Source organism: Rhizobium sp. NZLR1 (assembly GCF_017357385.1).
In the GTDB taxonomy this organism is placed as follows: Bacteria; Pseudomonadota; Alphaproteobacteria; order Rhizobiales; family Rhizobiaceae; genus Rhizobium.
In genome coordinates, this window is the sequence record NZ_CP071635.1 from 163,488 (window position 1) to 188,701 (window position 25,214).

At 55.6% G+C, this 25,214-nt stretch carries 24 protein-coding genes and 5 pseudogenes; 13 read left to right on the forward strand and 16 right to left on the reverse strand.

Features of this window, described 5'->3' with window-relative positions; all coding sequences use genetic code 11:
* Positions 1–7 precede the first annotated feature (7 nt).
* Both nodB and J3O30_RS29815 read right to left on the reverse strand, forming a co-directional pair.
* On the reverse strand, positions 8–658 hold the full coding sequence (nodB, locus tag J3O30_RS29810; protein WP_077988153.1) for a chitooligosaccharide deacetylase NodB: 651 nt from the start codon (positions 656–658) through the stop codon (positions 8–10).
* Positions 655–1,245 carry a NodA family N-acyltransferase gene (locus tag J3O30_RS29815; RefSeq protein ID WP_077988154.1) on the reverse strand — a complete coding sequence of 197 codons (591 nt, stop codon included), beginning with the start codon at positions 1,243–1,245 and terminating at the stop codon, positions 655–657. The genes nodB and J3O30_RS29815 overlap by 4 nt, the downstream gene beginning before the upstream one ends.
* Positions 1,246–1,500: 255 nt before the next feature.
* On the opposite strand from J3O30_RS29815, the gene nodD1 reads away from it, so the two are divergent.
* The 8 genes from nodD1 to J3O30_RS33520 all read left to right on the forward strand — a co-directional run bounded on the left by nodD1 (position 1,501) and on the right by J3O30_RS33520 (position 10,785).
* A complete protein-coding gene (nodD1, locus tag J3O30_RS29820) occupies positions 1,501–2,433 on the forward strand; it encodes a transcriptional regulator NodD1 (protein ID WP_077988155.1) in 933 nt (310 codons plus the stop codon).
* Between the two features lie 666 nt (positions 2,434–3,099).
* Entirely contained in the window at positions 3,100–3,378 is a 279-nt protein-coding gene (locus J3O30_RS29825; RefSeq protein ID WP_077988156.1) for an acyl carrier protein, read from the forward strand.
* On the forward strand, positions 3,379–4,590 hold the full coding sequence (locus J3O30_RS29830; RefSeq protein WP_077988157.1) for a beta-ketoacyl-[acyl-carrier-protein] synthase family protein: 1,212 nt from the start codon (positions 3,379–3,381) through the stop codon (positions 4,588–4,590). It abuts the gene before it with no gap.
* Between the two features lie 381 nt (positions 4,591–4,971).
* Positions 4,972–5,544, forward strand: a complete 573-nt coding sequence (nodL, locus tag J3O30_RS29835) for a nodulation O-acetyltransferase NodL (RefSeq protein ID WP_077988158.1) — start codon at positions 4,972–4,974, stop codon at positions 5,542–5,544.
* Positions 5,545–6,143: 599 nt separating this feature from the next.
* Positions 6,144–7,970 (forward strand): glutamine--fructose-6-phosphate transaminase (isomerizing), encoded by a 1,827-nt coding sequence (gene glmS / locus J3O30_RS29840; RefSeq protein WP_077988159.1) that lies wholly within the window; start codon positions 6,144–6,146, stop codon positions 7,968–7,970.
* 77 nt (positions 7,971–8,047) lie between these two features.
* On the forward strand, positions 8,048–8,533 hold the full coding sequence (locus J3O30_RS29845; protein WP_018068343.1) for a MaoC family dehydratase: 486 nt from the start codon (positions 8,048–8,050) through the stop codon (positions 8,531–8,533).
* Between the two features lie 167 nt (positions 8,534–8,700).
* A complete protein-coding gene (locus J3O30_RS29850; protein WP_077988160.1) occupies positions 8,701–10,149 on the forward strand; it encodes an efflux transporter outer membrane subunit in 1,449 nt (482 codons plus the stop codon).
* Positions 10,150–10,494: 345 nt separating this feature from the next.
* On the forward strand, positions 10,495–10,785 hold the full coding sequence (locus tag J3O30_RS33520) for a transposase (RefSeq protein WP_245315075.1): 291 nt from the start codon (positions 10,495–10,497) through the stop codon (positions 10,783–10,785).
* Between the two features lie 20 nt (positions 10,786–10,805).
* Here the strand turns inward: J3O30_RS33520 and J3O30_RS29860 are convergent.
* The 5 genes and pseudogenes from J3O30_RS29860 to J3O30_RS29880 all read right to left on the reverse strand — a co-directional run.
* Positions 10,806–11,202: pseudogene (locus J3O30_RS29860) on the reverse strand (ATP-binding protein); the annotation flags it as partial.
* Between the two features lies 1 nt (position 11,203).
* Positions 11,204–11,663: pseudogene (locus tag J3O30_RS33525) on the reverse strand (IS21 family transposase); the annotation flags it as partial.
* Positions 11,614–11,775, reverse strand: a complete 162-nt coding sequence (locus J3O30_RS29870) for a hypothetical protein (RefSeq protein WP_020048089.1) — start codon at positions 11,773–11,775, stop codon at positions 11,614–11,616. The gene J3O30_RS29870 and the pseudogene J3O30_RS33525, both read right to left, overlap by 50 nt.
* 49 nt (positions 11,776–11,824) lie before the next feature.
* A complete protein-coding gene (locus J3O30_RS29875; protein ID WP_077988161.1) occupies positions 11,825–12,679 on the reverse strand; it encodes a calcium-binding protein in 855 nt (284 codons plus the stop codon).
* A 317-nt stretch (positions 12,680–12,996) separates the two neighbouring features.
* Positions 12,997–13,247, reverse strand: a pseudogene (locus J3O30_RS29880) (SfnB family sulfur acquisition oxidoreductase); the annotation flags it as partial.
* 928 nt (positions 13,248–14,175) lie between these two features.
* Here J3O30_RS29880 and J3O30_RS29885 point away from each other — a divergent pair.
* Positions 14,176–14,826 (forward strand): outer membrane protein, encoded by a 651-nt coding sequence (locus J3O30_RS29885; RefSeq protein WP_131646312.1) that lies wholly within the window; start codon positions 14,176–14,178, stop codon positions 14,824–14,826.
* 25 nt (positions 14,827–14,851) lie between these two features.
* Here the strand turns inward: J3O30_RS29885 and J3O30_RS29890 are convergent.
* Positions 14,852–14,959, reverse strand: a pseudogene (locus J3O30_RS29890) (IS6 family transposase); the annotation flags it as partial.
* A 348-nt stretch (positions 14,960–15,307) separates the two neighbouring features.
* On the opposite strand from J3O30_RS29890, the gene J3O30_RS29895 reads away from it, so the two are divergent.
* Positions 15,308–16,051: a LuxR family transcriptional regulator gene (locus J3O30_RS29895; RefSeq protein WP_077988162.1), complete on the forward strand. Its 744-nt coding sequence runs from the start codon at positions 15,308–15,310 to the stop codon at positions 16,049–16,051.
* Between the two features lie 219 nt (positions 16,052–16,270).
* On the opposite strand, the gene J3O30_RS29900 is transcribed toward J3O30_RS29895, so the two are convergent.
* From J3O30_RS29900 to J3O30_RS29910, 3 genes are all read right to left on the reverse strand, one after another.
* Positions 16,271–16,720 carry a protein rhiC gene (locus tag J3O30_RS29900; RefSeq protein ID WP_077988163.1) on the reverse strand — a complete coding sequence of 150 codons (450 nt, stop codon included), beginning with the start codon at positions 16,718–16,720 and terminating at the stop codon, positions 16,271–16,273.
* Positions 16,721–16,808: 88 nt separating this feature from the next.
* Positions 16,809–17,285, reverse strand: a complete 477-nt coding sequence (locus J3O30_RS29905; protein ID WP_342588335.1) for a phage tail protein — start codon at positions 17,283–17,285, stop codon at positions 16,809–16,811.
* 232 nt (positions 17,286–17,517) lie between these two features.
* Positions 17,518–18,213, reverse strand: a complete 696-nt coding sequence (locus J3O30_RS29910; RefSeq protein ID WP_077988165.1) for a protein rhiA — start codon at positions 18,211–18,213, stop codon at positions 17,518–17,520.
* A gap of 576 nt (positions 18,214–18,789) precedes the next feature.
* Here J3O30_RS29910 and J3O30_RS29915 point away from each other — a divergent pair.
* The 3 genes from J3O30_RS29915 (at position 18,790) to J3O30_RS29925 (ending at position 21,522) form a co-directional block, all read left to right on the forward strand.
* The gene (locus J3O30_RS29915; protein WP_077988166.1) at positions 18,790–19,344 is read left to right on the forward strand and encodes an acyl-homoserine-lactone synthase; all 555 of its coding nucleotides are present in this window, start codon (positions 18,790–18,792) and stop codon (positions 19,342–19,344) included.
* Positions 19,345–19,692: 348 nt separating this feature from the next.
* Entirely contained in the window at positions 19,693–19,851 is a 159-nt protein-coding gene (locus tag J3O30_RS29920; RefSeq protein ID WP_165505241.1) for a hypothetical protein, read from the forward strand.
* A gap of 72 nt (positions 19,852–19,923) precedes the next feature.
* The gene (locus J3O30_RS29925; protein ID WP_077988167.1) at positions 19,924–21,522 is read left to right on the forward strand and encodes an asparagine synthase-related protein; all 1,599 of its coding nucleotides are present in this window, start codon (positions 19,924–19,926) and stop codon (positions 21,520–21,522) included.
* A 146-nt stretch (positions 21,523–21,668) separates the two neighbouring features.
* Here the strand turns inward: J3O30_RS29925 and J3O30_RS29930 are convergent.
* The 5 genes and pseudogenes from J3O30_RS29930 to J3O30_RS29950 all read right to left on the reverse strand — a co-directional run.
* Positions 21,669–21,902, reverse strand: a pseudogene (locus J3O30_RS29930) (amidase family protein); the annotation flags it as partial.
* Positions 21,903–22,157: 255 nt separating this feature from the next.
* Positions 22,158–22,577, reverse strand: a complete 420-nt coding sequence (locus tag J3O30_RS29935) for a type II toxin-antitoxin system VapC family toxin (protein WP_077988169.1) — start codon at positions 22,575–22,577, stop codon at positions 22,158–22,160.
* Positions 22,577–22,813: a type II toxin-antitoxin system VapB family antitoxin gene (gene vapB, locus J3O30_RS29940; protein WP_018496487.1), complete on the reverse strand. Its 237-nt coding sequence runs from the start codon at positions 22,811–22,813 to the stop codon at positions 22,577–22,579. The genes J3O30_RS29935 and vapB overlap by 1 nt, the downstream gene beginning before the upstream one ends.
* Before the next feature lie 420 nt (positions 22,814–23,233).
* Positions 23,234–24,091: a hypothetical protein gene (locus J3O30_RS29945; protein WP_131713911.1), complete on the reverse strand. Its 858-nt coding sequence runs from the start codon at positions 24,089–24,091 to the stop codon at positions 23,234–23,236.
* Between the two features lie 84 nt (positions 24,092–24,175).
* On the reverse strand, positions 24,176–25,177 hold the full coding sequence (locus tag J3O30_RS29950) for a hypothetical protein (protein WP_077988171.1): 1,002 nt from the start codon (positions 25,175–25,177) through the stop codon (positions 24,176–24,178).
* Positions 25,178–25,214: the final 37 nt, after the last annotated feature.

Here is a 25,214-nt window from a genome sequence, read left to right on the forward strand (position 1 = left end):
CAGTGTTTCAGGGAAGCGGGCGAATTTCGAATCCGCGGCTATGCAGTGCCGGAATAATTCGAGAGAGTGCTAAAAGCGTCTGGTCACGCAATCCGGCAAGCGAGCATTGCTCAACCTCATCGGGAGGACACCCGTCGTGCAAAAGCACGATTGCACCAGGCTGAGCAGCCGCAAGCACCTCATCAACGATCACGTCGACGCCCGGGCAAGACCAATCTCTAGGGTCGGCCGACCAGTGAACTGCTCCAAGTCCAGCCCTCATCGATGCTGAAAGCACGTCTTCAGTCCAAACCCCGTAAGGCGCTCGTAAGTGCCGGACCAAGGCTTGGGGACAGGCCGAGACAATAGCTTGATGCGCCTCGTCTATTTCACGTTTGACATCCTTGGGATCGCAGGTGGCGAGGTCGGGATGCGTCATGGTATGATTGGCGACATCATGACCTTCCGCCACAAGACGCCGAATGAGGTCGGGGTGATCCTTCACGTATGAACCGATAGCAAAAAATGTCGCCGGGACACCGTGCTCAGCTAGAACATCAAGGATTTGCGGCGTGCAGTATGGATTAGGACCATCATCGAACGTCAAATAAACGCAGCGATCTTCCTGGCCGCTTGTACGATTGACCGGTACTTCGCTCATATAGGCAGGCCGCTTCATAGTTCCGACCCATTTCGTTCAATCAACGAGCCCGCAGGCCACTCCGTCATCGGACGGTCGACGGGAACTACCAATACGAGGACATCTTCAGTGCGCGTGGCTGGCAGGTCGGAATGCGCGTCTGGAAGCGTGGAGCGCACACGTAGCCCGGTCATCATATTGGCGGCACCGTCTCGGCAGTATCTTTCCATATGATTCCGCATGGCGTGGCGAACTGTTCCAAAAGCAAATGGAACGCTCAACTCGCGCAGAACCGGAAACATGGCGCGGACCGAGTGAGCGATGCCTAATCCTTCCAGATCCGGTCGCACTCCGTACAGGCCTAGCTCGGCCACAAGCAAATCAGTCGTACCGACCTTTATGAAGCGGCGTAACAAGCCCATGTGGCTAGCGACGCCGCGCGAGTCATATGCGATCGCGCGGCGTTCGGGCCTCGCACCACCCCAGCTTCGGCCAGTCTCGAACGGCTTGGCATTGAAAGCTCCCGTCGGCCCATAGGTCTTGCAAAAAAAATCAGCGAGTTCCGCGTGGTCCGAAGCTTCCAGCTCATTTTCCCAGCATATTTTCCATCGCACTTCAGAAGACATGCAAAAGCTCCACGTTGTTTCTTCACCCAGCCACGATCAAAGCCGCGAGATTGTTGCACACGACTATTGGATTGCCGGTTAGACAATCGAGCGGTTAGGAGAAGTAAAGAATTGAAATCGGGCCCTTGCCCGGCATTTCGATTTTTCGTTCCCGGCCTTGATATTGATCAAGTTCCGGCTTTTCTATAAGTGATCCGAAAGATTGGTAAAATTGATTGTTTGGATGGCAATCATCTATGGAATGGATATACACTCATGCGTTTTAAAGGCCTTGATCTCAACCTTCTTGTAGCGCTCGACGCTCTAATGACCGAGCGCAAGCTCACAGCAGCGGCACGCAGCATCAACCTCAGCCAACCCGCCATGAGCGCTGCCATCTCCAGGTTGCGCGCCTATTTCAACGACGATCTTTTCATCATGCAGAGACGGGAGCTAATTCCGACCCCGCGTGCAGAGGCACTTGCCCCCGCTGTTCGCGAGGCCCTCTTGCATATTCAGCTCTCCGTCATCGCATGGGATCCAATAAACCCTGCGGAGTCCGACCGCCGATTCAGAATTATCCTTTCAGATTTCATGGCCTTGGTCTTCTTCGAAAAAATCATAGTGCGCTTAGCTCGGGAGGCGCCAGGGGTCAGCTTCGAGTTGCTGCCACTTGACGACGATCCCGAGGAGCTTCTCCGCCGCGGGGACGTGGATTTTCTGATCCTACCCGATCTATTCATGTCCGGCGCCCATCCGAAGGCAAGGCTTTTCGAAGAGAGACTGGTGTGCGTCGGCTGCCCTACGAACGAGCAGTTGCAAGGGAAGCTCTCCCTGGAGCAATATATGTCCATGGGACATGTTGCGGCTAAGTTCGGACGTGGTCTTAAGCCTTCCGTTGAGCAATGGTTATTGCTGCAGCACGGCCTCAAGAGGCGTATTGAACTCGTTGTCCCGGGGTTTAACTTGATCCCACCGTTGCTGTCAGGCACTAATCGAATAGCAACCATCCCCCTGCGGCTGGTCAAACATTACGAACAAACTATCCCCCTGCGGATCATCGAGCATCCTTTGCCACTTCTTTCGTTCACTGAGGCTGTCCAATGGCCGGCTCTTCACAACTCTGATCCTGGAAACATATGGATGCGCGAGATTATGGTCCGAGAGGCTTCGCGCATGGAATCCGAGACGGAAAGTTGTACGTCGTAAGCGGCACCACTGGGTTCATTTCACGGCCCCAGTCGTTGGAATGGACGCTGATCATTGGAAACTACGCATTCGCTGTGTTCCCAAACGAGGCATCACGTTACAGGCAGGCCCGGCTGCCTCAGCTCATCAGCGATCGAAGCCATTTTGCCGAGAGCGATCGTTTCTACCTGAGAAGGTGCCATTTGTATGCTTTCCTTGGCCTGATGCAAAATTGATTCAAAACTTTATTCCTGTCACTCATGTTCGGCTCATTGCTGAAAACCAACATCACGTCGCGGCGACTTCACCGACCTCCCGCACATGCTTTCTGCGCCGCACTGACAACGCGCCGGCCCGGGAAAGCGGCCAAGCTCAATACTTTCGAACCGCGTAATCACGCTTTTCCTGGAGGGTTTGCAACTGCGCCGGCGCATGAATTCAGCCGCGGCAATGCCCGAGCCGCAATCCATAGCGTGGATGCTTTTGATCCACACAATCAATTTTACCAATCATTCCATATGATCCATAGCAGGGCAACCGCGCGGTGACGTTCCGGTAAGTTTATCGGTTTCTGTCGTCGTTTCGCATAACGAGCCGGAACATCTTCCGATGTTATCAGCAATTAGATCGAGCCTTCTCGCAAGGCCGTCGGCTTGTCGAAATTAGGCATGATGGAAAGGAATACAAATGGCTGATCAACTCACACTGGAAATTATCAGTGCGATCAATAAGCTCGTCAAAGCTGAAAACGGCGAGAGAACGACCGTAGCGCTCGGCGAAATAACGACTGACACTGAGTTGACTTCGCTTGGCATCGATTCGCTGGGTTTGGCCGATGTCCTTTGGGATCTGGAGCAAATCTACGGCATTAAGATCGAGATGAATACGGCCGATGCCTGGTCGAACCTCAACAATATCGGCGACGTGGTGGAAGCCGTCCGTGGCTTGCTCACCAAGGAGGTCTGAATGGACAGGCGCGTCGTTATCACCGGATTGGGCGGACTGTGCGGACTGGGCACCGATGCTTCCTCTATCTGGACGGAGATGCGCGAAGGCCGCTCCGCCATCGGCCCGATCTCAAACTCAGAGATTCATGAGCTGAAGGGGATGATCGGGACCGAGATCAAGGTGCTGCCTCAACACGACATTGATCGCAAGCAGCTCATCTCCATGGACCGCTTCAGCCTGCTTGCCGTGCTTGCAGCTAAAGAAGCCATGCTACAGGCCGGCCTTTCGTGCGATGAAGGAAATGCCCACCGTTTCGGCGCGACAGTGGGCGTTGGCTTTGGCGGCTGGGACGCTACCGAGAAGGCCTACCGCACCCTCCTATTGGGCGGCGCGACCCGCACTGAGCTATTCACTGGGGTAAAGGCAATGCCTAGCGCGGCTGCCTGTCAGGTAAGCATGAACCTCGGGCTGCGGGGGCCAGTCTTCGGTGCCACCTCTGCCTGCGCCTCGGCCAACCATGCGATCGCTTCAGCGGTAGATCAGATCAAGCTCGGTAGGGCGGACGTTATGCTAGCTGGAGGAAGCGACGCGCCACTCGTGTGGATCGTGCTTAAGGCATGGGAAGCAATGCGCGTACTCGCTCCAGATACTTGCCGGCCATTCTCCGCCGACAGGAAAGGACTAGTTTTGGGCGAGGGTGCGGGCATGGCCGTGCTGGAAAGCTATGAGCATGCCGCCGCCCGCGGTGCAACGATGCTTGCCGAGGTCGCCGGCATCGGCCTTTCCGCCGATGCCTACCACATCGCTGCACCAGCTGTGCATGGGCCGGAGGCGGCGATGCGCGCCTGCCTTGTTGATGCGGGCCTAAACGCCGAGGACGTGGACTACCTCAACGCCCATGGCACCGGCACCAAGGCCAACGATCAAATCGAAACGATGGCGATTAAGCGTGTCTTTGGTGACTATGCTCGATCGATCTCCATCTCTTCCACCAAATCCACTCACGCGCACTGCCTCGGGGCAGCAAGTGCGCTCGAAATGATTGCTTGCGTGATGGCGATCCAAGAAGGTGTCGTGCCGCCGACGGCCAACTATCGCGAGCCAGATCCCGATTGTGATTTGGACATCACGCCAAATGTGCCCCGGGAGCGCAGGGTGCGCGTGGCCATGAGCAACGCTTTCGCCATGGGCGGCATGAATGCTGTCCTTGCATTCAAGCAGGTGCAATGAAGTGGGATCGTCACGATTGACCCCTTGTAGGGCCACTTCAAATGCCTGAAGCAGGCGCCGCCGATTCCCGTCAGCAAGGTTTCGCTGCAATTCCCCAGATACTCTCGCGTCTGAAAGATGTTCCTCCGCGCAGCCACGTTACTCCGCTTTCACCACGCGTCGCGGGGAGCTGGTGCCTGACTATTTTCGTCGCCGGAGCTCTCACTCGGCTCGCCGGTCGACTAAAGTTGATGCCTCATCCTTTTCTGCCACGAACAAGGAGTGTTACTATCAATTCCACCTCCGCCTGCGCCCGCCATCGTGCCAGGTGCTAGCTAGCTTGATCGCGATGTAGGCGCACTCAAGTACCGTCATCCCACGAACAAGATCTGAGAAGAGACGATGACACGCAGCCAAAAAGAAAAAATGCTGGCAGGCGAAATGTACAACGCAGCGGACCCCGAGATCCAAGCCGAGCTGCTCCTCACCGGGGCTTGGCTGAAGCGGTACAATGACACGCTGGGCGACACCGCCGAGCGGTGGAATGCGCTCCTTTTAGAACGATTGGGCGCGGTCGGGCTTGGAGCTGTTATTCGTCCGCCGTTCCACTGTGATTACGGGTTTAACATCCGGATCGGAGCTTGGGTTTACATCAACTACAACTGCGTCATTCTTGACGTGGCAGCGGTGACTATCGGTGACGGAACCGCAATAGGCCCTGCTGTGCAAATTTATACCGCGGACCATCCACATGATCCAGAGCAGCGCCAGGCTGGACTGCAGTTGGGACGACCTGTCAGCATTGGCAGGCACGCCTGGATTGGCGGTGGAGCAATCATTCTCCCGGGGGTGACGATTGGCGATCACGCTGTCATTGGCGCTGGTAGTGTGGTCACGCGAGATGTTCCTGCAGGAAGCACGGCCATGGGAAATCCAGCTCGGGTCAAGGCTGGTGGACGCTTGCCAAAATCCTAAAACCAGGCGTCGGGTTAAATCCGGCGGTAAGAAGTAGTTTCTTTGCTTGTGCGAACGGAACTTCTGGGCCGCCATGGCCCCTGCGGTTCAAACTGTCGGCACTTTCACTCCGACGCAAATCTCTTTGCAAATGCGGCTGGGCAGTCGAGCTGACCGGTTCGTGATCACGTTTGCAGGCAAAGGGGCAATTACGACTTAGGGTCAACCCGTAGACGCAGACCGCTTCACCTGTAGAAAAACGAATTGTTTTTTCAGTCCGTGGGCACGATGAAAGACAATTCGTCGTGTCGAATGGACATGCGCGCGCGGCATGTCGTCGGCAAATCCCAATCCCTGTTGACTGGAACATCTTTGTCAGAGGCTACGCCCATCATCAGGGCGTAGCCTATCTGTCGACACTTTGCAGAAGGCATCATTCGCTGCGTGCAGCGTTTATCGAACCTATGAGTACGCCGCATCCATGACGTGGATGATAGCTATCGCAACAATCAATTTTACTAATCTGTTTAGATTTATTAGCACGCGCTGGAGGACACGCACCGAGCGGCGTCCGCCTTCCTGATTACCGGTCGGGGGCTCTTGGGACATGGGTGACGAGCATGTGTGGGATTGTTGGCATAGTGGGACGGAAGCCCGTGTCGGAGCGGCTGATAGAAGCCTTGGAGCGACTGGAATACCGTGGCTATGATTCAGCCGGCGTTGCTACGATCTGCGAGGGAGAATTGCACCGACGCCGCGCAGAAGGCAAGCTCGTGAACCTTAAAACGAGATTGAAAAAAGAGCCCCTGAGCGGCACCGTCGGCATCGCCCACACGCGCTGGGCGACCCATGGCGCACCGACAGAATGCAACGCACACCCGCATTTTGCCGATGGCGTAGCCGTTGTTCATAACGGCATCATCGAAAATTTCTCCGAGCTGAAAGACGGATTGGCAGAGGTAGGGGCCAAGTTCCAGACCGACACGGATACCGAGGTGATTGCGCATCTCCTGACAAAATTCCGTCGGGATGGCATGGGATGCCTTGAGGCCATGCATGCCATGCTGAAGTGCGTCAAGGGCGCCTTCGCTCTTGCCATCCTGTTTGAGGATGATCCCGCGACCATTATGGTAGCGCGCAATGGACCACCATTAGTGATAGGCCATGGCGATGGTGAGATGTTTCTAGGCTCCGACGCGATCGCTCTTGCTCCGTTCACCAATGACATCACATATCTGAACGATGGCGATTGGGCTGTTGTAGGCAAAACGAGTGTCCAGGTTTTCGATATCGAAGGCAAAGTCGTCACGCGCCCACGGCACATATCGCTTGCTACCGCAGGCCTGGTCGGCAAGGGAAATCACCGGCATTTTATGGAGAAGGAAATCTACGAGCAACCCGAGGTCCTCGCCGGTGCTCTTGGTCACTACATCAATGTCAACGAAAATCATGTCAAAGCCATTTCAACCGACATCGGTTTTGCCAGGGTTGAGAGCCTCGCAATTTCTGCCTGCGGCACTGCATACCTTGCGGGACTGATTGGCAAATATTGGTTCGAGCGCTACGCACGCTTGACGGTAGAGATTGATGTCGCCTCCGAATTCCGCTATCGCGAAATCCCATTGTCGCCACGGTCGGCAGCGCTCTTCATCTCTCAATCTGGTGAGACGGCTGACACGCTTGCATCGCTCCGGTATTGCAAAGCACAAGGTCTGAGAATTGGTGCTGTCGTCAATACCCCAGAATCAACAATTGCCCGCGAGGCAGATGCCATCTTTCCGATCCTCGCCGGGCCAGAGATCGGCGTTGCTTCTACCAAGGCATTCACATGCCAGCTTGCTGTTCTCGCTGCGCTAGCCATCGGCGCGGGCAAGGCGCGGGGCACAATCACGGACGACGAGGAACAAGTGCTCGTCCAAAGTTTGGCGACGTTGCCGGGCGTTATGCGACAGGTGCTGAACGACATCAAGCCGAAGATCGAGCTCTTGTCACGGGAATTGTCGCATTACCGCGACGTGCTCTATCTCGGCCGCGGCACGAGTTTCCCATTGGCTATGGAAGGTGCGCTGAAGCTCAAGGAGGTCTCCTATATCCATGCTGAAGGTTATGCAGCAGGAGAATTAAAACACGGTCCGATCGCCCTGATCGATGAAAATATGCCAGTCATCGTCATCGCGCCACATGATCGGTTCTTCGATAAGACTGTCTCCAATATGCAGGAAGTGGCCGCCCGCGGCGGCCGCATCATTCTGATCACCGACGAGACGGGAGCTTCGATGTCGAAACTCCCCACCATGCACACTATCGTATTACCCAATGTCGAGGAGATTATCGCGCCGATGATCTTTGCTCTGCCGCTACAGCTTCTTGCGTATCACACGGCGGTGGTCATGGGGGCAGATGTGGACCAGCCGCGGAATCTAGCTAAGTCAGTCACAGTCGAATGATTGTGACGATTGGTTAAATCGCAGCTCGCCTCCGGGAAAATCCACGACTTGATCAGTCATCAAATAAGTGAGGTCGAATGCACGAACTTTCGCTCGCCGACGTGCCGTCGCGAATTGGCCAGGAACTCGGCAAATCCGAATGGATCACCGTTGATCAAACTACAATCGATCTCTTTGCCGACGCGACACACGATCATCAATTCATCCACGTGCACCCGGAACGCGCGGCAGTCGAAAGCCCGTTTGGTGGCACGATCGCTCACGGCTTCCTGACACTCTCGCTTCTGTCGGCGATGAACTTCAGCGGCATGCCAAGGATCCGCGAGCAGACCATGGGCCTTAACTACGGCTTAGACCGGGTGCGTTTCATGTCACCGGTCAAGACCGGCAGTCGTGTGCGCGGTCGCTTCGTTCTCTCTGAATGTCAATTTCGCGGCGCAAGCATGCTGGTGACCACCTACGAGGTGACGGTCGAGATCGAGAACGAGAACCGACCGGCACTCACTGCCAATTGGATCACGATCATTCAGTTTGACCCGAACGACAGGCCTAAAGGGATTTGACGCCAGCTCGCGCCAGCGGGTGTCGACTTGTTGTTTTGGCTGCACGCGATTTCGTAGTGTCACGCCGGAATTCTCGATCTGCTGCGTCGGCAATTGCGCGCTGGCATCATCCTTCGGGCAGGCGAAACGGGTTTGAGTTGAATTTCGCTGTAATGGAGGCTGATTAATTGCATTCGTTCCGTCTGGCCGCTGCGGTGTTGCCGCTACTTTTGTCATCTTGCATGCTCGGGCCCGACCATGCACCGCCGGAAACGCCTTTGCCGGAGAAGTTTTCCGAGGGTGCAAAACAGAGCGCCGGCGATGTTGCGGTGTCGGCGTGGTGGGATTCGTTTTCAGATCGTACGCTCAACCAGTACGTTGCCTCCGGCCTGGATGAGAACCTCAGCGTTCAGCAGGCGCTCGAAAGGGTTAATGCCGCCGCCGCGGACGTCACCATCGCTGGCGCCGGGGGCCTTCCCAAGGCATCACACACGACAAGCGGCGAGATCGGCAAAGGGGGAGATGTCACGAGCACACAGAATATCTCCAGCGTGCAACTATCGTTGACCTGGCTGCTGGACGTATTCGGTCAGTACCGGCGCAGCACTGAAAGCGCACTGGCTTCTCTTGATTCTGCGCATGCGGCTGTCGACGCCGCAAAGCTAGCTCTAATCAAAGATCTTGTTTCCTCCTACATCGACGCCCGGTACTACCAGCAGCGCGTCTCGATTTCCCGAGCGAACCTGAAGTCCCGCCAGGAGACCTACGATTTCACGAATTTTCAAGTCGAAGCGGGAGCGGCTTCCAGGCTGGATGTCTTGCAAGCCGAAGGACTTGTCCGATCGACGATTGCCGAAATACCAAGGCTAGAACTGAATTTTCGCGTGTCGGCGCATCACATTGCGGCCCTCCTCGCTTTGCCGTCGGAAACAGTGATCAAGCAACTGCAGAAAAGTGAAGGGCAGCCGGTCTATCGCGGAAAGATCAATGCCGGCATTCCCGCCGATCTTATTCGCAATCGATTCGATATTCGCCAGGCTGAACGGGATCTCGCCGCCGCGACTGCACAGATCGGCGTGGCGGAAGCACAGCTTTACCCCGCGATAACGCTCTCCGGCTCGATCACCCCTTCCTATATCAAGCAGCGCGGCCGTCACGGGGGTATCTTGAAATGGTCCTTCGGGCCGAGCCTTGACCTCCCAATTCTGGACGGCGGCCGTTTGCGGTCAAACGTGGAGACTTCTAAATCGGACGCCGCAGCAGCCTACATAAGCTGGAAATTAACCGTCCTGACAGCTGTGCAGGAAGTCGAGGACGCTTTGACAGCCATCCGACGCGACGTTCACACAGAGAACTCACGTCGCAGGCAAGTAGAAACGATCGAAGAAGCACTGAAGCTTTCGACGGCCTCGTACACGGATGGTGCCTCTTCTCTCCTCGATGTTCTCGAAGCGCAAAGGCAGGTGTCCAGCGCTCAGGCGAGCCTCGCTGCGGCGATCCAACAACTGGCCAAGGATCACGTGCGGTTGAATGTAGCAATCCGCGGTGGTTTTGCGGCTCCCAAAGTCGCGTCACCCAGGGAGGCCTCGACGGTTGCAGCCGCAAATGCAAACATCCAATCCGCACATTCGCAATAGCCGAGCGCTGGATGCGGGATGGTTTAACCTGATCACGTCATTAGCGCGCCAGCGCCTGAGTTGTATTGGCGCCGGCCGGGAGGTCGTCCAATCGCGGCACATGCCCTTCACCACCTCCCGCTTACGAGCAGGGCTTAGAGCTAATGGGATGGTCCGCCCTGTCTCCCGAGAGCATAACGGAGGTGGGCAAAGGAGGGCTGAAATTATGGATCGCAACCAACTGCGCCAATGCGCCGTCTTCGGCATCGATATCGGAAAGAACCTCTTTCCCGTGGTCGGCCTGGATAGTTCCGGCGCGAGACGCTACTGCAGTTCTTCGAACGAGCGAACAGAACGCTTGTCGGAATGGAATCCCGTCCGGGTTCCCAATGGCTTGCGTTAAGTTGCAGACGATGGGGCATTCCGTCCGCATCATCCCGGCGCAGTGAAGTCTATGTAAAATCGAACAAGAATGACATCATCGATGCTGCGGCGATCGCAGAAGCTGCAAGGCGACCGACGATGCGCTTCGTTGGCATTAAGCAAGCCGATCAGGTCGATCTTCAGATGTTGCATTGGGTGCGTATTCCGATGAAACCGGCCACCGATTCCGATTTGAAGCCGGCCATTTTTCGGGCTGATCCTGGGTCTGTTTGATGTTTGGATCGGGTTTTGTGTCAGGTCAAGCTTTGCTGTATTTCAAGCGCCATCGGTGAACGCTGTTTGCGCATACTTTCGCCAATGAGATCGATGCCTCGGCGTTGTGAACGAGGCGATCCAGTATCGCATCGGCGGCGTTGGATTTGAAATAATTTCCCACCAGCGATCCAGGGGCACCTGGCTTGTGACGATCGTCGAGCGACGCTCGTAGCGGTCTTCGATGATCTCGAGAAGATCGCGGCGCTGATCATCGTTGAGTTTTTCCGGTCCCCAGTCATCGAGGATCAGCAGGTCGGTCTTGGCGATAGATTTGGGGATTCTGCCGTATCGCCCGTCACCCCTTGCAAGCGCGAGCGTGGCGAACAGCCGGGGAACGCGGTGGTATGCAACGGAGAAATCCTCGCGGCATGCTTTGACCGATGGATGCGGCCCAGCGCCGAAAGCGATCTGGTGTCCACTCAGCGTATCGCCGGTGGGAACTGGGCATGTGATCTGGGTCGGCTCCATGACGACAGCCGCCATAGCGGCGCTGATGGACGGCGATGCGCTTGCCGCGGTAAAAGATCTCGATGGTGCGCGCCGTTGCTCTAAGATCGACCTGCTGGCGAATGAGGGCATGGGGGACGGAACTAAAGAAGCTTTTGAACTCGACGTGATAATCGGTCGAGACACGGACCAGACGCCATTCGGCGAATTCGTAGTTTCAACCCGGGAGGCTAGCGAGCGCAGCACGTTCGACACGTTCAAATACTTGCCGCCGGGTAACACCCAATCGACGCATGAGGTGATCGTTGATGCGATCAAGTGCCAATAGCGGCATTGGCCTCAGCCAGCGAGAAGAAAGTCAGCTTGCGCAACCGCCCCAGGATGCAGGTGGCGCATGGCGGCGTCGTCATCGGCGACGAGAACTTGTTTCAATGGCGTACCTTTACTGGTGCAGTCGATCAATAAAATCACGTCGTTTCTATTTTCAGTTCCCTGCGCCATGTTGGAAAAGAGAAGCGCCCCAAGGGTGGAACGCTCCTCGGATCTTCAATTAAATGAAGCCGAAATTTTCCGCCGTGAGCGAGGTAAGATCCGACATGTCGTGCAGATTGTCGACATGAGCGAAGGCATGCGCGTGGTTCGCAGAATCAACATAGGCTAGTGTCGCACCGTGAGTTTTGCCATCTTGACCGAGAGTTTTTTCATCATGGTAGACAATGATGTCACCGGGGGCTTCGTGATCAATAGCAGTCGCGGCGGCAGCGGCAGACGCAAAGCCTCGATCAGTGATTACCACGACATGCTCGCCGTGCGCGCCTTCGGCCGCGCCGTTGTAGAAGGTGTCCACAAATTCGCCCGGAAAGCCCTTGGAATGATTGATGAAATTTGCATCAAACAGATTCCGGTCACCACCGAAATCTGCGGCGTCCAGGACAAAGCGGTCCTGCTTCGTGTCGAAATCCATCACACTCGTATAGCAGTGCGTTGTTCCAACCATAGGGTTGTGGAACCGAAACACGAAGGCGTCGCCGTCGTCGCCGCCAGTCAGAACATCTGCGCCGTCACCAGCCACAAGTATATCGCGGCCAGGGCCGGCGTCGAGCACGTCATCGCCCTCGCCGCTATGCGGTATTACGCGGTGAGGGTCGGTGACGTATAAGGGGTAGGAGGCGTCGCTGTACAAGAGATCGTCACCACCGTCGGCATGGATTACGTCTGAGCCATTCCCGCCGTAGGCAGTGTCATGGCCCGGACCGGCCATGATGTAGTCTTGGCCGTCACCAGCTTTGATCCGATCATCGCCGTCGCCGGCATCAATCCAGTCATTCTTCTTGCCGCAATCGATAGTGTCGTTGAGATTGGATCCCCAAATAAAACCGCCTTTATCACTGCCTTTGATATTCATCGCATATACTCCTTATTAGGCAACGGGCGCCGCCTGTGCCCCTTATCTTTTCCAAGAGCGAATTAGTGAAATCCATTGTTTTGATATGACCTATTTGAATGACGGATGCGAAAATGTTTATCTCGGCGGCACCGTGCGCCCTTCGCGGTGGCCGGCAGAATATGAAAAAAGACTTGGGGCGATGACAATCGGCGGCCAAGCAGCGGCAACAATGTCCGCGACACCTCGTTGACGAAGGCGAAAGCTTCCTCCCTCGTATGCGCTGCAGACATAATCTGCAGAGCACCTGATCTTAGGTGCTTTGCAGATCGGAATCCTCAGCTCCAGGCATGGAGCGGTGGCTTCTCGCCATTCAGGAAATACTTACCCAAAATGGGGTACTTCCAGCGGACCGGGTCGTGCAGAGTATGGGTGCGGGCGTTGCGCCAGTGGCGATCAAGTCCGTGCTCTGCAGGGGTTGAGCGCGTTCCTGCCAGCTCGAACAACTTGTGGCCGCAATCGCGATTTCGGTGGAGAGTATCTTCGCTTCGGCGGTAACGATCTGGGCTTCCGCAACGGTTCGGGAAGAACAAATTGGCGATGCTGATCACCAGCAGGAACAGCGCCGAGATACTGGTCCCGACGACGCCGTCAATGTTGTGAATATCCTCAAGCCGACCCGACGCGTCCCTATGACACGCTTCTCCACCAACGGTGAGCCAACACGGCGGGGTGGGAGTCGGACGGGCGTCTCACCCATCACTCGGGGGTTGCCAGACGGCTGAACCGGCCTCGGGGTCGGGCATCGCACCGCAGGTCGGCAACCGCTCGGCCCCACCCAGTGGCTGACCGACGATCATATCACTGCGAAATACAGGCTCCTGGACTCGCTGCGGATTACAGGCTCCTGGACCAGGAGTGGCAGGGACGCTCTGCGGATCTGGCCGCCCGGACGAGCGTCGTGAATTCTGTCGTGGCATAAGGTCAGCTACAGTCGCGCTTTCGTTGTGCGAGCCTAATTTTGTTGGCGCGGCAAATGCTTGTGCCACCAGCTGGAAAATAAACCATAATATATATGAAAATATATTGTCGTATATTTTCCTTTAAACGGTGAAGTATCAATCCATTCCCGTTTTTGATATAACATAAACGAATATATTCTTAAATATATCCTCTGCGTCTCTTGCCTTAAATCAGGTAATTGTAGAGAGTCTGCTTATGAAAGCAGGTATGACAATGCTGAAATATTCAACAGGCGAAGGGCTGTCGCAGGGAGGAACGTCGGCTATGGTCCAGGAGGAAGGCTCCAGCACAGCAGGGACAACGCCTCCTATGTCCCAAAGAGCGTCGGGTCGACCCAAGACCCAGCGGACGCGATGCGAAACTTGATCCAGTCGAGCGATTTGGCTTTTCTCATGGAAGCTGATGATGCCCTCTCCGCGGGTAAGGCGGGGCCTGCAGACTTTGGGCGTCCAGCCCAGCACCGGATGTTAGTTTCGCTCGTTATGGAGTTACATATGTCGCTAATTAAAAGAAAAATCTTCTCCGTAGGTGTCTTGACGCTAATGGCATGCGGCGCGTCGGCGGCCGATCTAGCTGACCACAGCGTTCCGAGCGCCCCCTCTTATGACGCACCGGGAACCTTCTCGTGGGCCGGGGCTTACGCCGGTCTTCATGGAGGTGTCGCAGCCTCCAAATTCAACCCGTTCAACAATGGTCGCGCCCCAGCGGTGGGCGCTCAGGTAGGTTACAATTTCCAGGCTGGATCGGGCGTTTTCGGCGCCGAACTGGAAGGCTCTTACTTGAACAACGAAGTGCGTGTGCCCGGCGGCAACGTGGAAAGCCGCTTCCGCGGTGGCGCGAAAGCGAAGGCTGGCCTGGGCTTGGATCGCACTTTCGTCTACGGCACCGCGGGCGTCACAACGACCGAGTTCGAGGGCCGCCGCCTCGTATCCGGATCGGACAAACGGAAATCCGGGCCGGATAGCTGGAAACAGGGCTACCTCTTCGGTGGCGGCGTCGAGCACGCGTTTTCGGGCGGCGTGTCGGCAAAGATCGAGTACAACTACGTCATTAACAACGCCGTCCCGACCACGAGCGGAGGCATCAGCTCGAAGTCCGACCTCAACGATAATGTAATTGAGGCGGGCCTTAACTTTCGCTTCTGACGAACTCGTCTGAAGCCTTGAGCAAACGCAAACACCAGGCAACCGCCCGCACGATCGGCCATGCCTCGAAATGCCGGCCCTTGAAATCTTCCATCGGTTGCCGCTTCAGCTTTTCGGTAATCGCATTCAGAATCGTCGGTTCGCTCCACAACTTTTGGAGGGACAATCTCTCGTCCCATGGTCCACATACCGTTAAGCGCCAAAATTTGCCACAGGCCCTGCTTCGAAGTTGTCAGTCATTTGCCGTACGGTTCCGAGTCAATGCCAAGCTAAGCGATCGGGCTGACGCACTCGGTTAAAATTGACGGCTCGAATTGTTTTTCAGACGAGCGGCGCCAAACGGTTGCCGACGACGATCCCGTCTGGAAGATGCGATTTTTGGTTGTATATATCAAGGGTATCTAATATGGTTTTCAGAGTTAGCCGCCCACCGAACTGGGCACTATGACGAAGTTAATCTTGCGCCGAACCGGAGGTTGTCGTGAAGGAAGGATCCTCAGCGGTCTCGAATCTGGTGTTCGATTTCCTGTCAGAGTCAGCCAGTGCAAAGAGCAAAGACGATGTGTTGCTCCTACTTGGAAAAATTTCACAATATTTCGGGTTTAGTTATTTCGCGATATCCGGAATCCCCTCGCCTCCGGAGCGAATTGAACCCTATTTCGTATTGGGCAATTGGTCAGCCGGGTGGTTTGATCGCTATCGTGAAAACAATTATATCCACGCCGACCCCATAGTGCAGCTTAGCAAGACATGTGATCACGCATTTGTTTGGTCGGAAGCTCTGCGAGATCAAAAACTCGATCGGCAGAGCCGTCGCGTCATGAATGAGGCACGCGAATTCAAGTTGATTGACGGCTTCAGCGTTCCTATACACACTGCCGCTGGGTTTCAATCGATTGTCAGTTTTGGAGCGGAAAAGGTAGAGCTCTCAACCTCCGACCGAAGCGCGCTTTATCTGATGGGGGCTCACACACACAGCTTGCTCCGCGCCCAAATTGGGAATGATGCCAGTCGAAAAATTCAGGCCTTACCCATGATCACAACGCGAGAGCGCGAAATCATCCATTGGTGTGCCGCAGGCAAAACAGCAATAGAGATCGCAACGATTCTCGGACGATCCCATCGAACCATTCAAAATGTCATTTTGAACATCCAGCGAAAGCTCAATGTGGTTAATACACCTCAGATGATTGCCGAAAGCTTTCGTCTCAGAATCATTCGCTGAAACACATGGAGTTGCGGGCCACTTCAAAGATCGGGCCTGTTGGGTCCACGACAGCCATCATGATCAGATAGTAGCCCCATTGAAATGCAGAGCTAAATCAGCGCCTGAATTGATAGACAGGCGCAACACAGTTTTCGGTAGGTCGAGCAGAGAGCATCCATTGGGTGACTGCGAGGACGTGCTTTGAATTTGTTTCCTCAGAAGTCGTCCAATGACCGCCTACCGCCAGACGGCCCCCCCGAATTGACCAGTCGCGTCTTTTGGGGTGATCCCCGACAGGTCGCAGTGGTTGGCATTTTCTGGTCGGGCAGCTTGGATTAGCCGCGCACTTTTGACCGGCGCATTTATCATGCAATACGCGTTAAAGCGTGCGGGTAGCCCTGGCAATGTATTCGCCTGGTTGCCATTTGGCCTGCAGTTGACGCTTGCCCCCTCCAAACGTCCGGATGGATCCACAGGCTCACCGCTGAAGTCGCATGTTTTTCCGGTTGACGTTCCCGGATTTCCAACCGGGCCGGCAAGCGTGACGCCGCGGATCACGATGCCAGTTTCTACGGGCTTCGCCGCGACCTTGCCTTTTTGATGCTCCTCAGCCGCTGCCGCCTGCGCGAAGGTGACGGTCAGAGCGAAAGCAGCAAGGCATCCGAAAGCTCTCAAAGTATCAGTCATCAAACTTCTCCTCTTTTGCCGGCCGGCAAGATGTCGCTTCCGGACCGATGTCTCTGAATCGAATGAAAGGACCTGCGCGCCTTTCAAGTTACCGAAACTTGATCAGGTAGTTCACGGCCACGTTCTTGGGACGCGTCTCAAGAGCGGTGCGTGCCGGACTTTCCGGCAAGCCTGTCGATTTGCTTGAAATGGAAGTTCCGGCGGCACTGCCCTGTTGCGAAATTCCCGCCGGCGTCGTTATCTCATAGGGATGCGCGTGAACTTGCAGAGCATCGCATTGGAGTGATCCAACAACATTCGCAACATTATTGCCGGTTGGATCTAGCCGTCGTTTCGCGTCAGGGTCCATACCGCCACCGGCATCGAAACCGCGCAGGAACAGCCCACGGTAGTCTGGAATCCGAAATTCCAGATCGGCCGTAGAATTCCGCTCTCCATAGAGTCCGCCGAGAACGGCGTAGAGTTCTGGATAGGCGGCTGCCCTGAGATAGCGTCCATCGCAAAGCATCCATCCCTGGGCTTCGACGTAGCTGATAGGAGCTTCCGCATTTGTACCCGTAGCCACGCCAGAGCTTGCGCATGGTGTGTTGCTCCAGATTGTATTGACCGAGCTCGAGATGGGGGCAACTTGCCCCGCAAAGGGACAGACCGCACCGATTGGAGGCCCTGCAAACATCTTTGGTTCCTCGGTCAAGATTGATGCGTGAGGGAAGGAATGCCAATTATTATCAACAACAGGTACTCCCAGGCATCAGCTCCGCCCTGACGGGCGGAGCTGATGCCTATTCACCTTGCCATCAAGCCGGGTTGATATCCCAGGTATTGTCCTCTTGGAGCACGCCTACGAGATTGAAGACGGCAGAGGGAAACTTGGCTTCCCTGGTCTGGGTGATCGTGTCGATACTGAGCACCGAGCCGATATTCACATTTGTTCCCGCCGCAATCCAATAGCTCGGAGTTGGCGTGAACGTGTGGAGCAGATTGGTGCCCGCTTGTGCAACATAAGTTCCCGTTCCGGACATGCCGATGCCCACGGAGAACCGGTTGTTTGGCACATTGGCAGCATCGTTAATGACCAATGATCCTGCAGGATCACCCTTGATCGGCGCGGTCAGGCCAGGTCCATCACTTAATGAAAAAGTAGTGGTGTTTCTCCCGCTGGGGCTGCAGTCCTCCACCCCGGAGGAAAGAAAGTCCACGCCAGGAATCAGTTGTCCCGTGTCGCTCCAGACGAAATTATAGGCGAGCTCCCAACTGAATTTGATTTGATTGCCAACCCGAATTTTATACGGAGAGCAGAACCATGCCAAAGAGAAGACATTGGCAACAGGTTGAGGCATCTTTTGATAGACATAGAAGGTCCAAGGTTGCGCCGATCGATTCTTCAACAGCAACGAATATTGCGTTCCTTGGGCAAGCGCCGCGCTTCCCGGCTGAGATGCACGGGCATGATCCGTCATTTCCTTGTCTACGTAGCTGACATGCAAGGACATTTGATTCTCCCTTTCCGCTGATTTTCTATCTTCACGCCAGGACTGATCCAATCGTTTGGACCGCTTCTTTGCCCAGCTCCAACTGAGGCGAGTGTTATTGGAGGCACCAATTCAGCTATAAGTATTTCTGGGTGACGTAAATGAGTAGATATACTCCCTGACAGACTACCATTAACCCACAGCCATGCCCCCGAGACCCGGGACGGTAAGAGCGGTCGAAGCCTATTTAGTCGGTAGCAGATAAGCACCGGCCGAGATGGTTTTCTAACGCAATCACACCAAACGAAAAGCGGCCTGAGAGCCGGCTCGATCGAGCCTTTAGGCGTCTTTGAGCACACCGATGCTCTGCAATTTCACTCTAGCGGCACGAGATGTCGGCATTCTAAACCCGTTGCCCGATCTTTCCGAAACCGCCTTCCCACGCCGCGCGGGATTGTCCGGATTCAAATCATGATTGCGCGACGAATGCTGCGCGAGAAAGTCGCCAATCATCCTCGCCCCAGCGCAGAGGTGAGTAATTCTACTCATTTTGAAGGACCGAAAGATCGTGCATAGTGATCCGGGGGTCAGGTAGCGATGATCAAGATTTGCATTGGGCACTCTCGGGCTAACGCCGCAATCATGGAGAAAATCTGGCGATTTCGACACCAGCAATTTGTGGAACGACGTGGGTGGGAGGCGTTACGCAAGAGTGACAGACGGGAAATAGATCAGTTCGATCACGATTGCGCTATTCATTTTAGCGTTCTCAAGAACAATGCGGTGATCGGGTATTCTCGGCTCCTTCCTACTGTGCAGCCACATCTTCTCTCAACCGTCTACCCGCAAATCATGCGAGGTCAAAAGTGGCCAAGGTCGCACGACGTTTTCGAATGGACGCGGTGGGCGGTCGCAAGCGGTGACGAAAAGATTGACGGGGTTCCAGTATCGCGTGTTTTGATGATCGGGTTGATGGAGTTTTGCCGCGTTGCTGGCATTACCTCGCTCATCGGCGAGACGCACCCAAAGCTGATAAACTCGTTGCATGCCAACGGGTGGCAAACACACATCCTCTCAGAGCCTAGCACTTTCGAAAAAGAATTAGTCGTGCCGCTCGAAGTCATCCCATCGTCCTTTCCGCAGACGTTTTAGGCAATTAGCTGGTATAGGAAATTCCGCTCGATGTTTGAACATTACGTCTCAGGAAGTTTTGGTCACCAATTCGCCGCCAGTCCGGCTCACAAGCGAGGACGAGTCCCCGCCTGGAATTCTTTTGTACAAGCGGCGCCGCATCGCAGGCAGACCCGCTTCTTTACCGGGCGATTGTCGTACGCTCAATGCATAGGTCAGAGAGCCAGCCGCGTAGCCGCCCGGATCGATTGCAGCCAAATACTTCCGCAGCCTATGCCACCCTAGAACGGCATGGGACAATGTACCTCAGTCAATCGCGTCATTGGCCCCTTAGGGGGACGGCGAGGAAAACCAACGGAGAGTCATAACATGGAAACGATAGCTAGCCGTAAGCCCATTGATCCAATCGGTAGCGAGTTGAGCGTGTTTGCCAAGGCGCCGCGCGTCGGACCGACCCCTTCGACCACAGAAATTGCTGCCATGATCAAGGGGGGCAAGCCAGGAGACATGGACAAACTGGACGTTTAAGTTTCATCCGTGTGACCGTCGCCAAGGCGGCGGTCACTGCCCTTTAGATTTTCATCAACCAAGCGATCATCCATGTTCAAGGGAACGATTGACCGAGGTCATCTCGAGTGCGTGGCTGAGCCCCCGATGTATCCGCCGCCCTACCCCAACATCTCTATCAAGATCCTAGACCATCCTTTGCTCGAAAACTTCCGGTGGGACACCGCTGATCAAATCATCCTGATCTGCCGCGAGCGTTCGGCCGAACCGAATGGGCAGGTTATGGCGCTCAGGGATTGGCCGATAGAACGAGCGCATGATTTCTGTGCTTTTGGACAATGGCGATTGGACTATCAGACAATTTCGATCAATCGCCATTCCGGCACGGTTACCTTCAGCGCCGGACATGGAGGTGTTGCGCCACTTTATCTGAAGGTCAGCGGCGAGCGAATTGATCTCTCTTGGTCGATAGCGGACTTTTATTCGGGCATGACCCTGGCCGACGTCGACACGGACCGAACTGGTCTGCGTCTTGTGGGGACGCTCCCCTATGCAACAACCACGATGTTTCGCGGTGTTTTCATGCTGACCGAGCGCGCGTCACTTTGCATCAGCAGGACGGGAGCCGTCGAGACGCACTATCCGCCTCCGGCACCGTATTTCATCCCGACCCCGCTTGTGGATGAGGCCGATGTTGCAGCCGCAGCATGCCGTTTGATCGACGCTCTGCTGCGTCGCTGGCCGCTCACACCCGCCCTCACGGCTAGCGAATTCAGCGGAGGATTGGATTCGGCAGTCGTTGCCGCCATTTTGGCGGGGCAGCATCCTGACGCCCTGCAAACCTATGCCTTAGAGGTCGAGGGGCCAGCTCGAAGTCAACAGACTTCGCGGCGCGAAATAGCAATCGAGCACTTTGGCTTCCACGACCAAACGCTGCGTGTTGACACGATACCAATGGTTCCGTGTGGGTTCGAAGTGAGTAGCGACTACGTTCCCGCTCCCTACAATGCCGATCTGCAGCGGCCTCTCCATCAACTATTGAAGTCGCTCACAACTGCCTCAGCCCCACGGGCGGTCGCAACTGGCACAGGCGGTGATGAGTTGCTAATGGCCCATGCTTTCGAGCAAAATCACGAGCAATTCGCTCGTAATGTTAGCGATTCATTCCTTCCTGCGATCCTTCCCTCCGCCATGACGCTGGTGCTCAAAAACCGATTGCCCGACTATGCAGCAAGCTGCGATCGGGCACCCTTTCCTATTCTGCCGATCTCGGTATTGGAGGCACACGCCGCGCGGGCTCCTTTGTTTGCGAGCCATGGCATATGGCCAATTAGCCCATTCGCCCAGCCAGAAGCCGTACGATTTTATCGGAGTTTGCCTTTAGCCTGGAGGCACGAAAAGGCGCTGCATCGCCGGATGTTGGAACGGCTTGGATATCCCGAACGGTTCTTCACCGTTTCTATACGAGAAAATTTCGAAAACTATCTGTCCGGCTCGCTGATTATCGGTGCTAGCGAGATCACTAGTCAATTATCCCGCCGTTGCCTGCTGCATGAACTGGGACTGATCGATGCTGACCGCCTGATCGCCGCAATAGACGCTATCCGATACGATTCTCCGCTTGGCGAGCTCGGCTTTATCTTCCACGCGATTAACGTTGAACACATGCTTCGGCGAATTGACGGAACTTGAAGGAGATCACCCATCGGGACTTCGACACGCCTGCAATTAGGTCCCTTACAATTCCGCCTGGTGCCGTCGCGAGGCAGATCGTGATTACTCTCGCAATACCGGCCAATAAGACTTTCGATTTCCTTCGCTACAGATAGAACCCGGCCGTCCGCACCTCGTGCACCAATAATCTGAATACCGATAGGTAGCCCCGTGGCGCTAAAACCGCAGGAGACCACACATTCAGGTTGCCCTGTCAAATTTAGCGGGTAGCTAAAGCCAGTCCATTCAGTCCAACTCTTGACTCCGGTATCGGGTGGAGCGTTCATGGCCGTTGCAAAAGGGAGATGGGCGGCGGCGGGCGAGATAACGACGTCCACGCCGTTTAAAGCCACATCCAATGATGATCGAACAAGTCCAAGACGTCATCGATTGGAAGTGTAAATGGGATGATGGATGCGCCCTGATCTGCTAGCGTTTCCATCGCTGACGACACAGCGATATCGATTTCAGCATTAAGCGCTCCGACTGGAGGTTGTCTCCAGAAACCTATTTTCATCGAGCGAAAACTAACCTCTAACATCGCCCTCTTACCGGCACGAGCGCCGGCAAGGTCCCCTCCTGCCCGCCCCTCACGGCATAGCCGCTGGGACGGGTTAATTGGTTTCTCTGCGTTCCGCGTCCAGCCAGTTTTCGAGCTTCAGTCCGGGATACGCCAGGAAGTCCCGCGTGTTGTTGGTCACCAATACCGTGTCCAGAGCGATCGCATGCGATGCGATCAGTTTGTCGAGATGATCTTTCTTCCGGTCTCTCGTCGCCATTCGAACCGGACCGTAGGCACGCGCTGCTGCGATCCCAAACGGCTCTACCGTGATTAGCTCGGCCAGGGCGGAGAGATTATCAAGTTCTCGTTCCGGATCATCGGATGCGGAAACACCGTACTCGAGTTCCGCGAAGGTGATGGCGGACATCACCACGTCCCCCACATAGCAACTGGCAAAGCGGCGAGCGACCTGCTCCGGCTGGTTTTTCATCAGGTAGATACACATGTTCGTATCGAGCATGTAGCGCGCCATCAGATCTTGTCCCGCTCGTCTTGCTCATGGGACTCTCTTCCGTCACGCATGAAATCCGGAGAGAAGCGGGCGAATACATCCAGAACGCCGGCCAGGGAGCGATGCACAGGACGGATGCGAAGCTCGTCGCCGATGCGCTCGATCTCCAACTCAACATCGGTTCGCTCAAACGCCAGTTCCGCCGGTATGCGAACCGCTTGGGAATTTCCATTCTTGAAAGCTTTAGTGGTGTGCATGTCATTAGCCTTGTGTGTACGTGGATGTACTATATCCTAGGCTTTCCAAATAGTACATCCCCAGTGTGTACGTAAATGTTTGGCGCTTGGGGCGACGGGGCGCATCTCGCAACAGGGTGAGGTCGCTCGTGCCGAATCGTGTGCTGGTCCACCCGCCAACGGGTATTGGCCAGCAGGGCATCAAGGCGCCCATCCTTCGGCGGCTCGGGTCGCGCGAGCCCCCGTTTCTTCTGAGCGCGGCCGCGAGGAAGGCCCTGATCCTAGTATCTGGCGGGGGTAGCGGGTCGCCGAAGCGTCGATGCGACGTCAATCTTCGTCAACCCCGCGGTTTTGGCCGCCCTACTCTTGCATCCCGCGATCGGAGGGTGAGCACTTTTGCCGATGTTCATAGCCACCCCTGTCAACTTCATCGAAATGAAATCAGAAATTTGTCCACCGAACTTGATAGGCCTTGCCGTTTATCGTGACGTCGCTGACCAAATAGCCCCGATCGGCGGGTACTTCAAAAACAGCGCGGACAGCCTTTTCAGCTGTTCCACGCGTAATTTTCCAGAAGAGGGCCGGTTGCGTCCCATCCGGGCTTGCCCAACCGGCCGTGTTCAAACCTGCGAAATAGATACCAACCGGATTGGCGAGTGAAATGTTTGCGTCAGTCCGCGCCAATAAATTGACGCCGCCCCCGATGGTCGGGTCACTATGCCTTTCCGCTTGCCCATAAGCGCCGCATCGAATGAGGTCCTGGTCGTTCGTCAACAACACGCCTTTGGGCGCACGCGTATTGCTCGCCCCGGCGGCGAGTTCAATCTCTGCGCCAAGAGTGTTGTTCTGTTGGATCAGGTGCATGGCACCCTTAGACGTCCCGCTGTTCCACTTGTTTCTCGGATTATAAGTTCCGGCCGAGGTCAAAAGATCATTCGGCTGAACCGCAGGGTCTATGTGGCCACGGTAAAGGTCCAAAACTTTAGCTGGATCGGTTGCCGCGAGAAATTGCCAGTATTCGGGCCCCTCGCAGGTAAATGTCACGCGCGAAATACGCCCGTCGGCCAAGCGGGTTACACTCCACTCGCAATATTCGTCCTGCACGTCCCTGCTTCCGTCAGCGGTCTTCCAACGCTCTTCGTCGGTGGCCGCATCGATTGCCACCAGGCGGGGAAACGCGGTCCAGCTTATATCTTTTTCGACAGCATCTGCCGCCAACGGCGTCTTAGCGACGTTGAAGAAGCGTGGGCGCGGGGCGTCAAAATCGTACGTCCGGCTGTCCGGCCTTCGCATCGTCAAGCTGTTGCGACATCCAGTCACTCCAAGCCTCTTGTTGCTGCTGGTTGAAGTCCTGCAAGAATCCAGGTGGGTCAAAACTTGGCATCACGCTTCCTCCGGGTCGGGTAAAACATGGGCGTCGACATCCATGCGTAGAAAATCAGTGATCTCAAGAGTGCTGGCGATCGGCAATGTCAGACCGAACTCCGACAAGGGGCGCTTACGGAACTGCCGACGTCTGGATTCGGCCAGCCGAAAAATTTCGTCAAAGCCATCTGCCGTACCCAACTTCTCGGTGAGCTTCGTCCAATGGGTCTCGATCATCGTTGCGAACGACTGTTCCCAGCCGCTTGGATCGACGTCCCATAGGGAGAGGAACTCTGCCCCCATTTCGCCTCCGGGATCGCGAACGGCCTGAACGAAAAGCGCCTCGCCGCTGCCGTCCAGCTTCATTTGGGTGGGGAAAAACCGCAGCAGATATTCTCGTTTTCGGGAAAAGATCGGGTTCTGGAAATCGACCATAAGCAAACAGGCTGCCAGGCGACGGGACAGAACACCTCTTCCCAGCAGGCCGGCTAGAATAACCCGGTCCTCCAGAGACGGCTCCGGAACGGCGAAGGCGAAATCGACATCCCCTTGAACCACGACGCCCCCGTCCTGCCGTTGGACGGCGTATCGACTGAGGCAATTCGTATAGAACGCGCCCGGAACTTTCAGACGCTGGATGTTCGCAGGTATGTTCAGTTCATCAAGCAGGCACTCTGTGTTCAAGAAGAACGTCGTGGGCAAGCGAAGCAGCTCATCTGGCGCCAGTGATGCCGACTGTTGAGGAGAGGATGTAAGATTGACCGTCGTCGTCGTGACAACTTGTCGTAGGAAGCTCTGGGCATTGGAAAGGATGCCATTTTGAGCCTCACGATCGAATCTCGATTTCGTCCAACGGGAGGTGCCAGAGCGCACGATAAGTTCGAGATCCTCAGCACCCTTGACCTGCGAACTGTGGTAGAGAGTGTCTGATCGCAACGGATCGTCAGGAGCAAAGATCTCGTCTTGAATCGGCGACGCCTGAGAGTGCCAGTGTAGCCATGGCACTTTCAGCTCTTTCATGACCGGTCCGCCGTTACATGGCTGTCGAACGGACCGC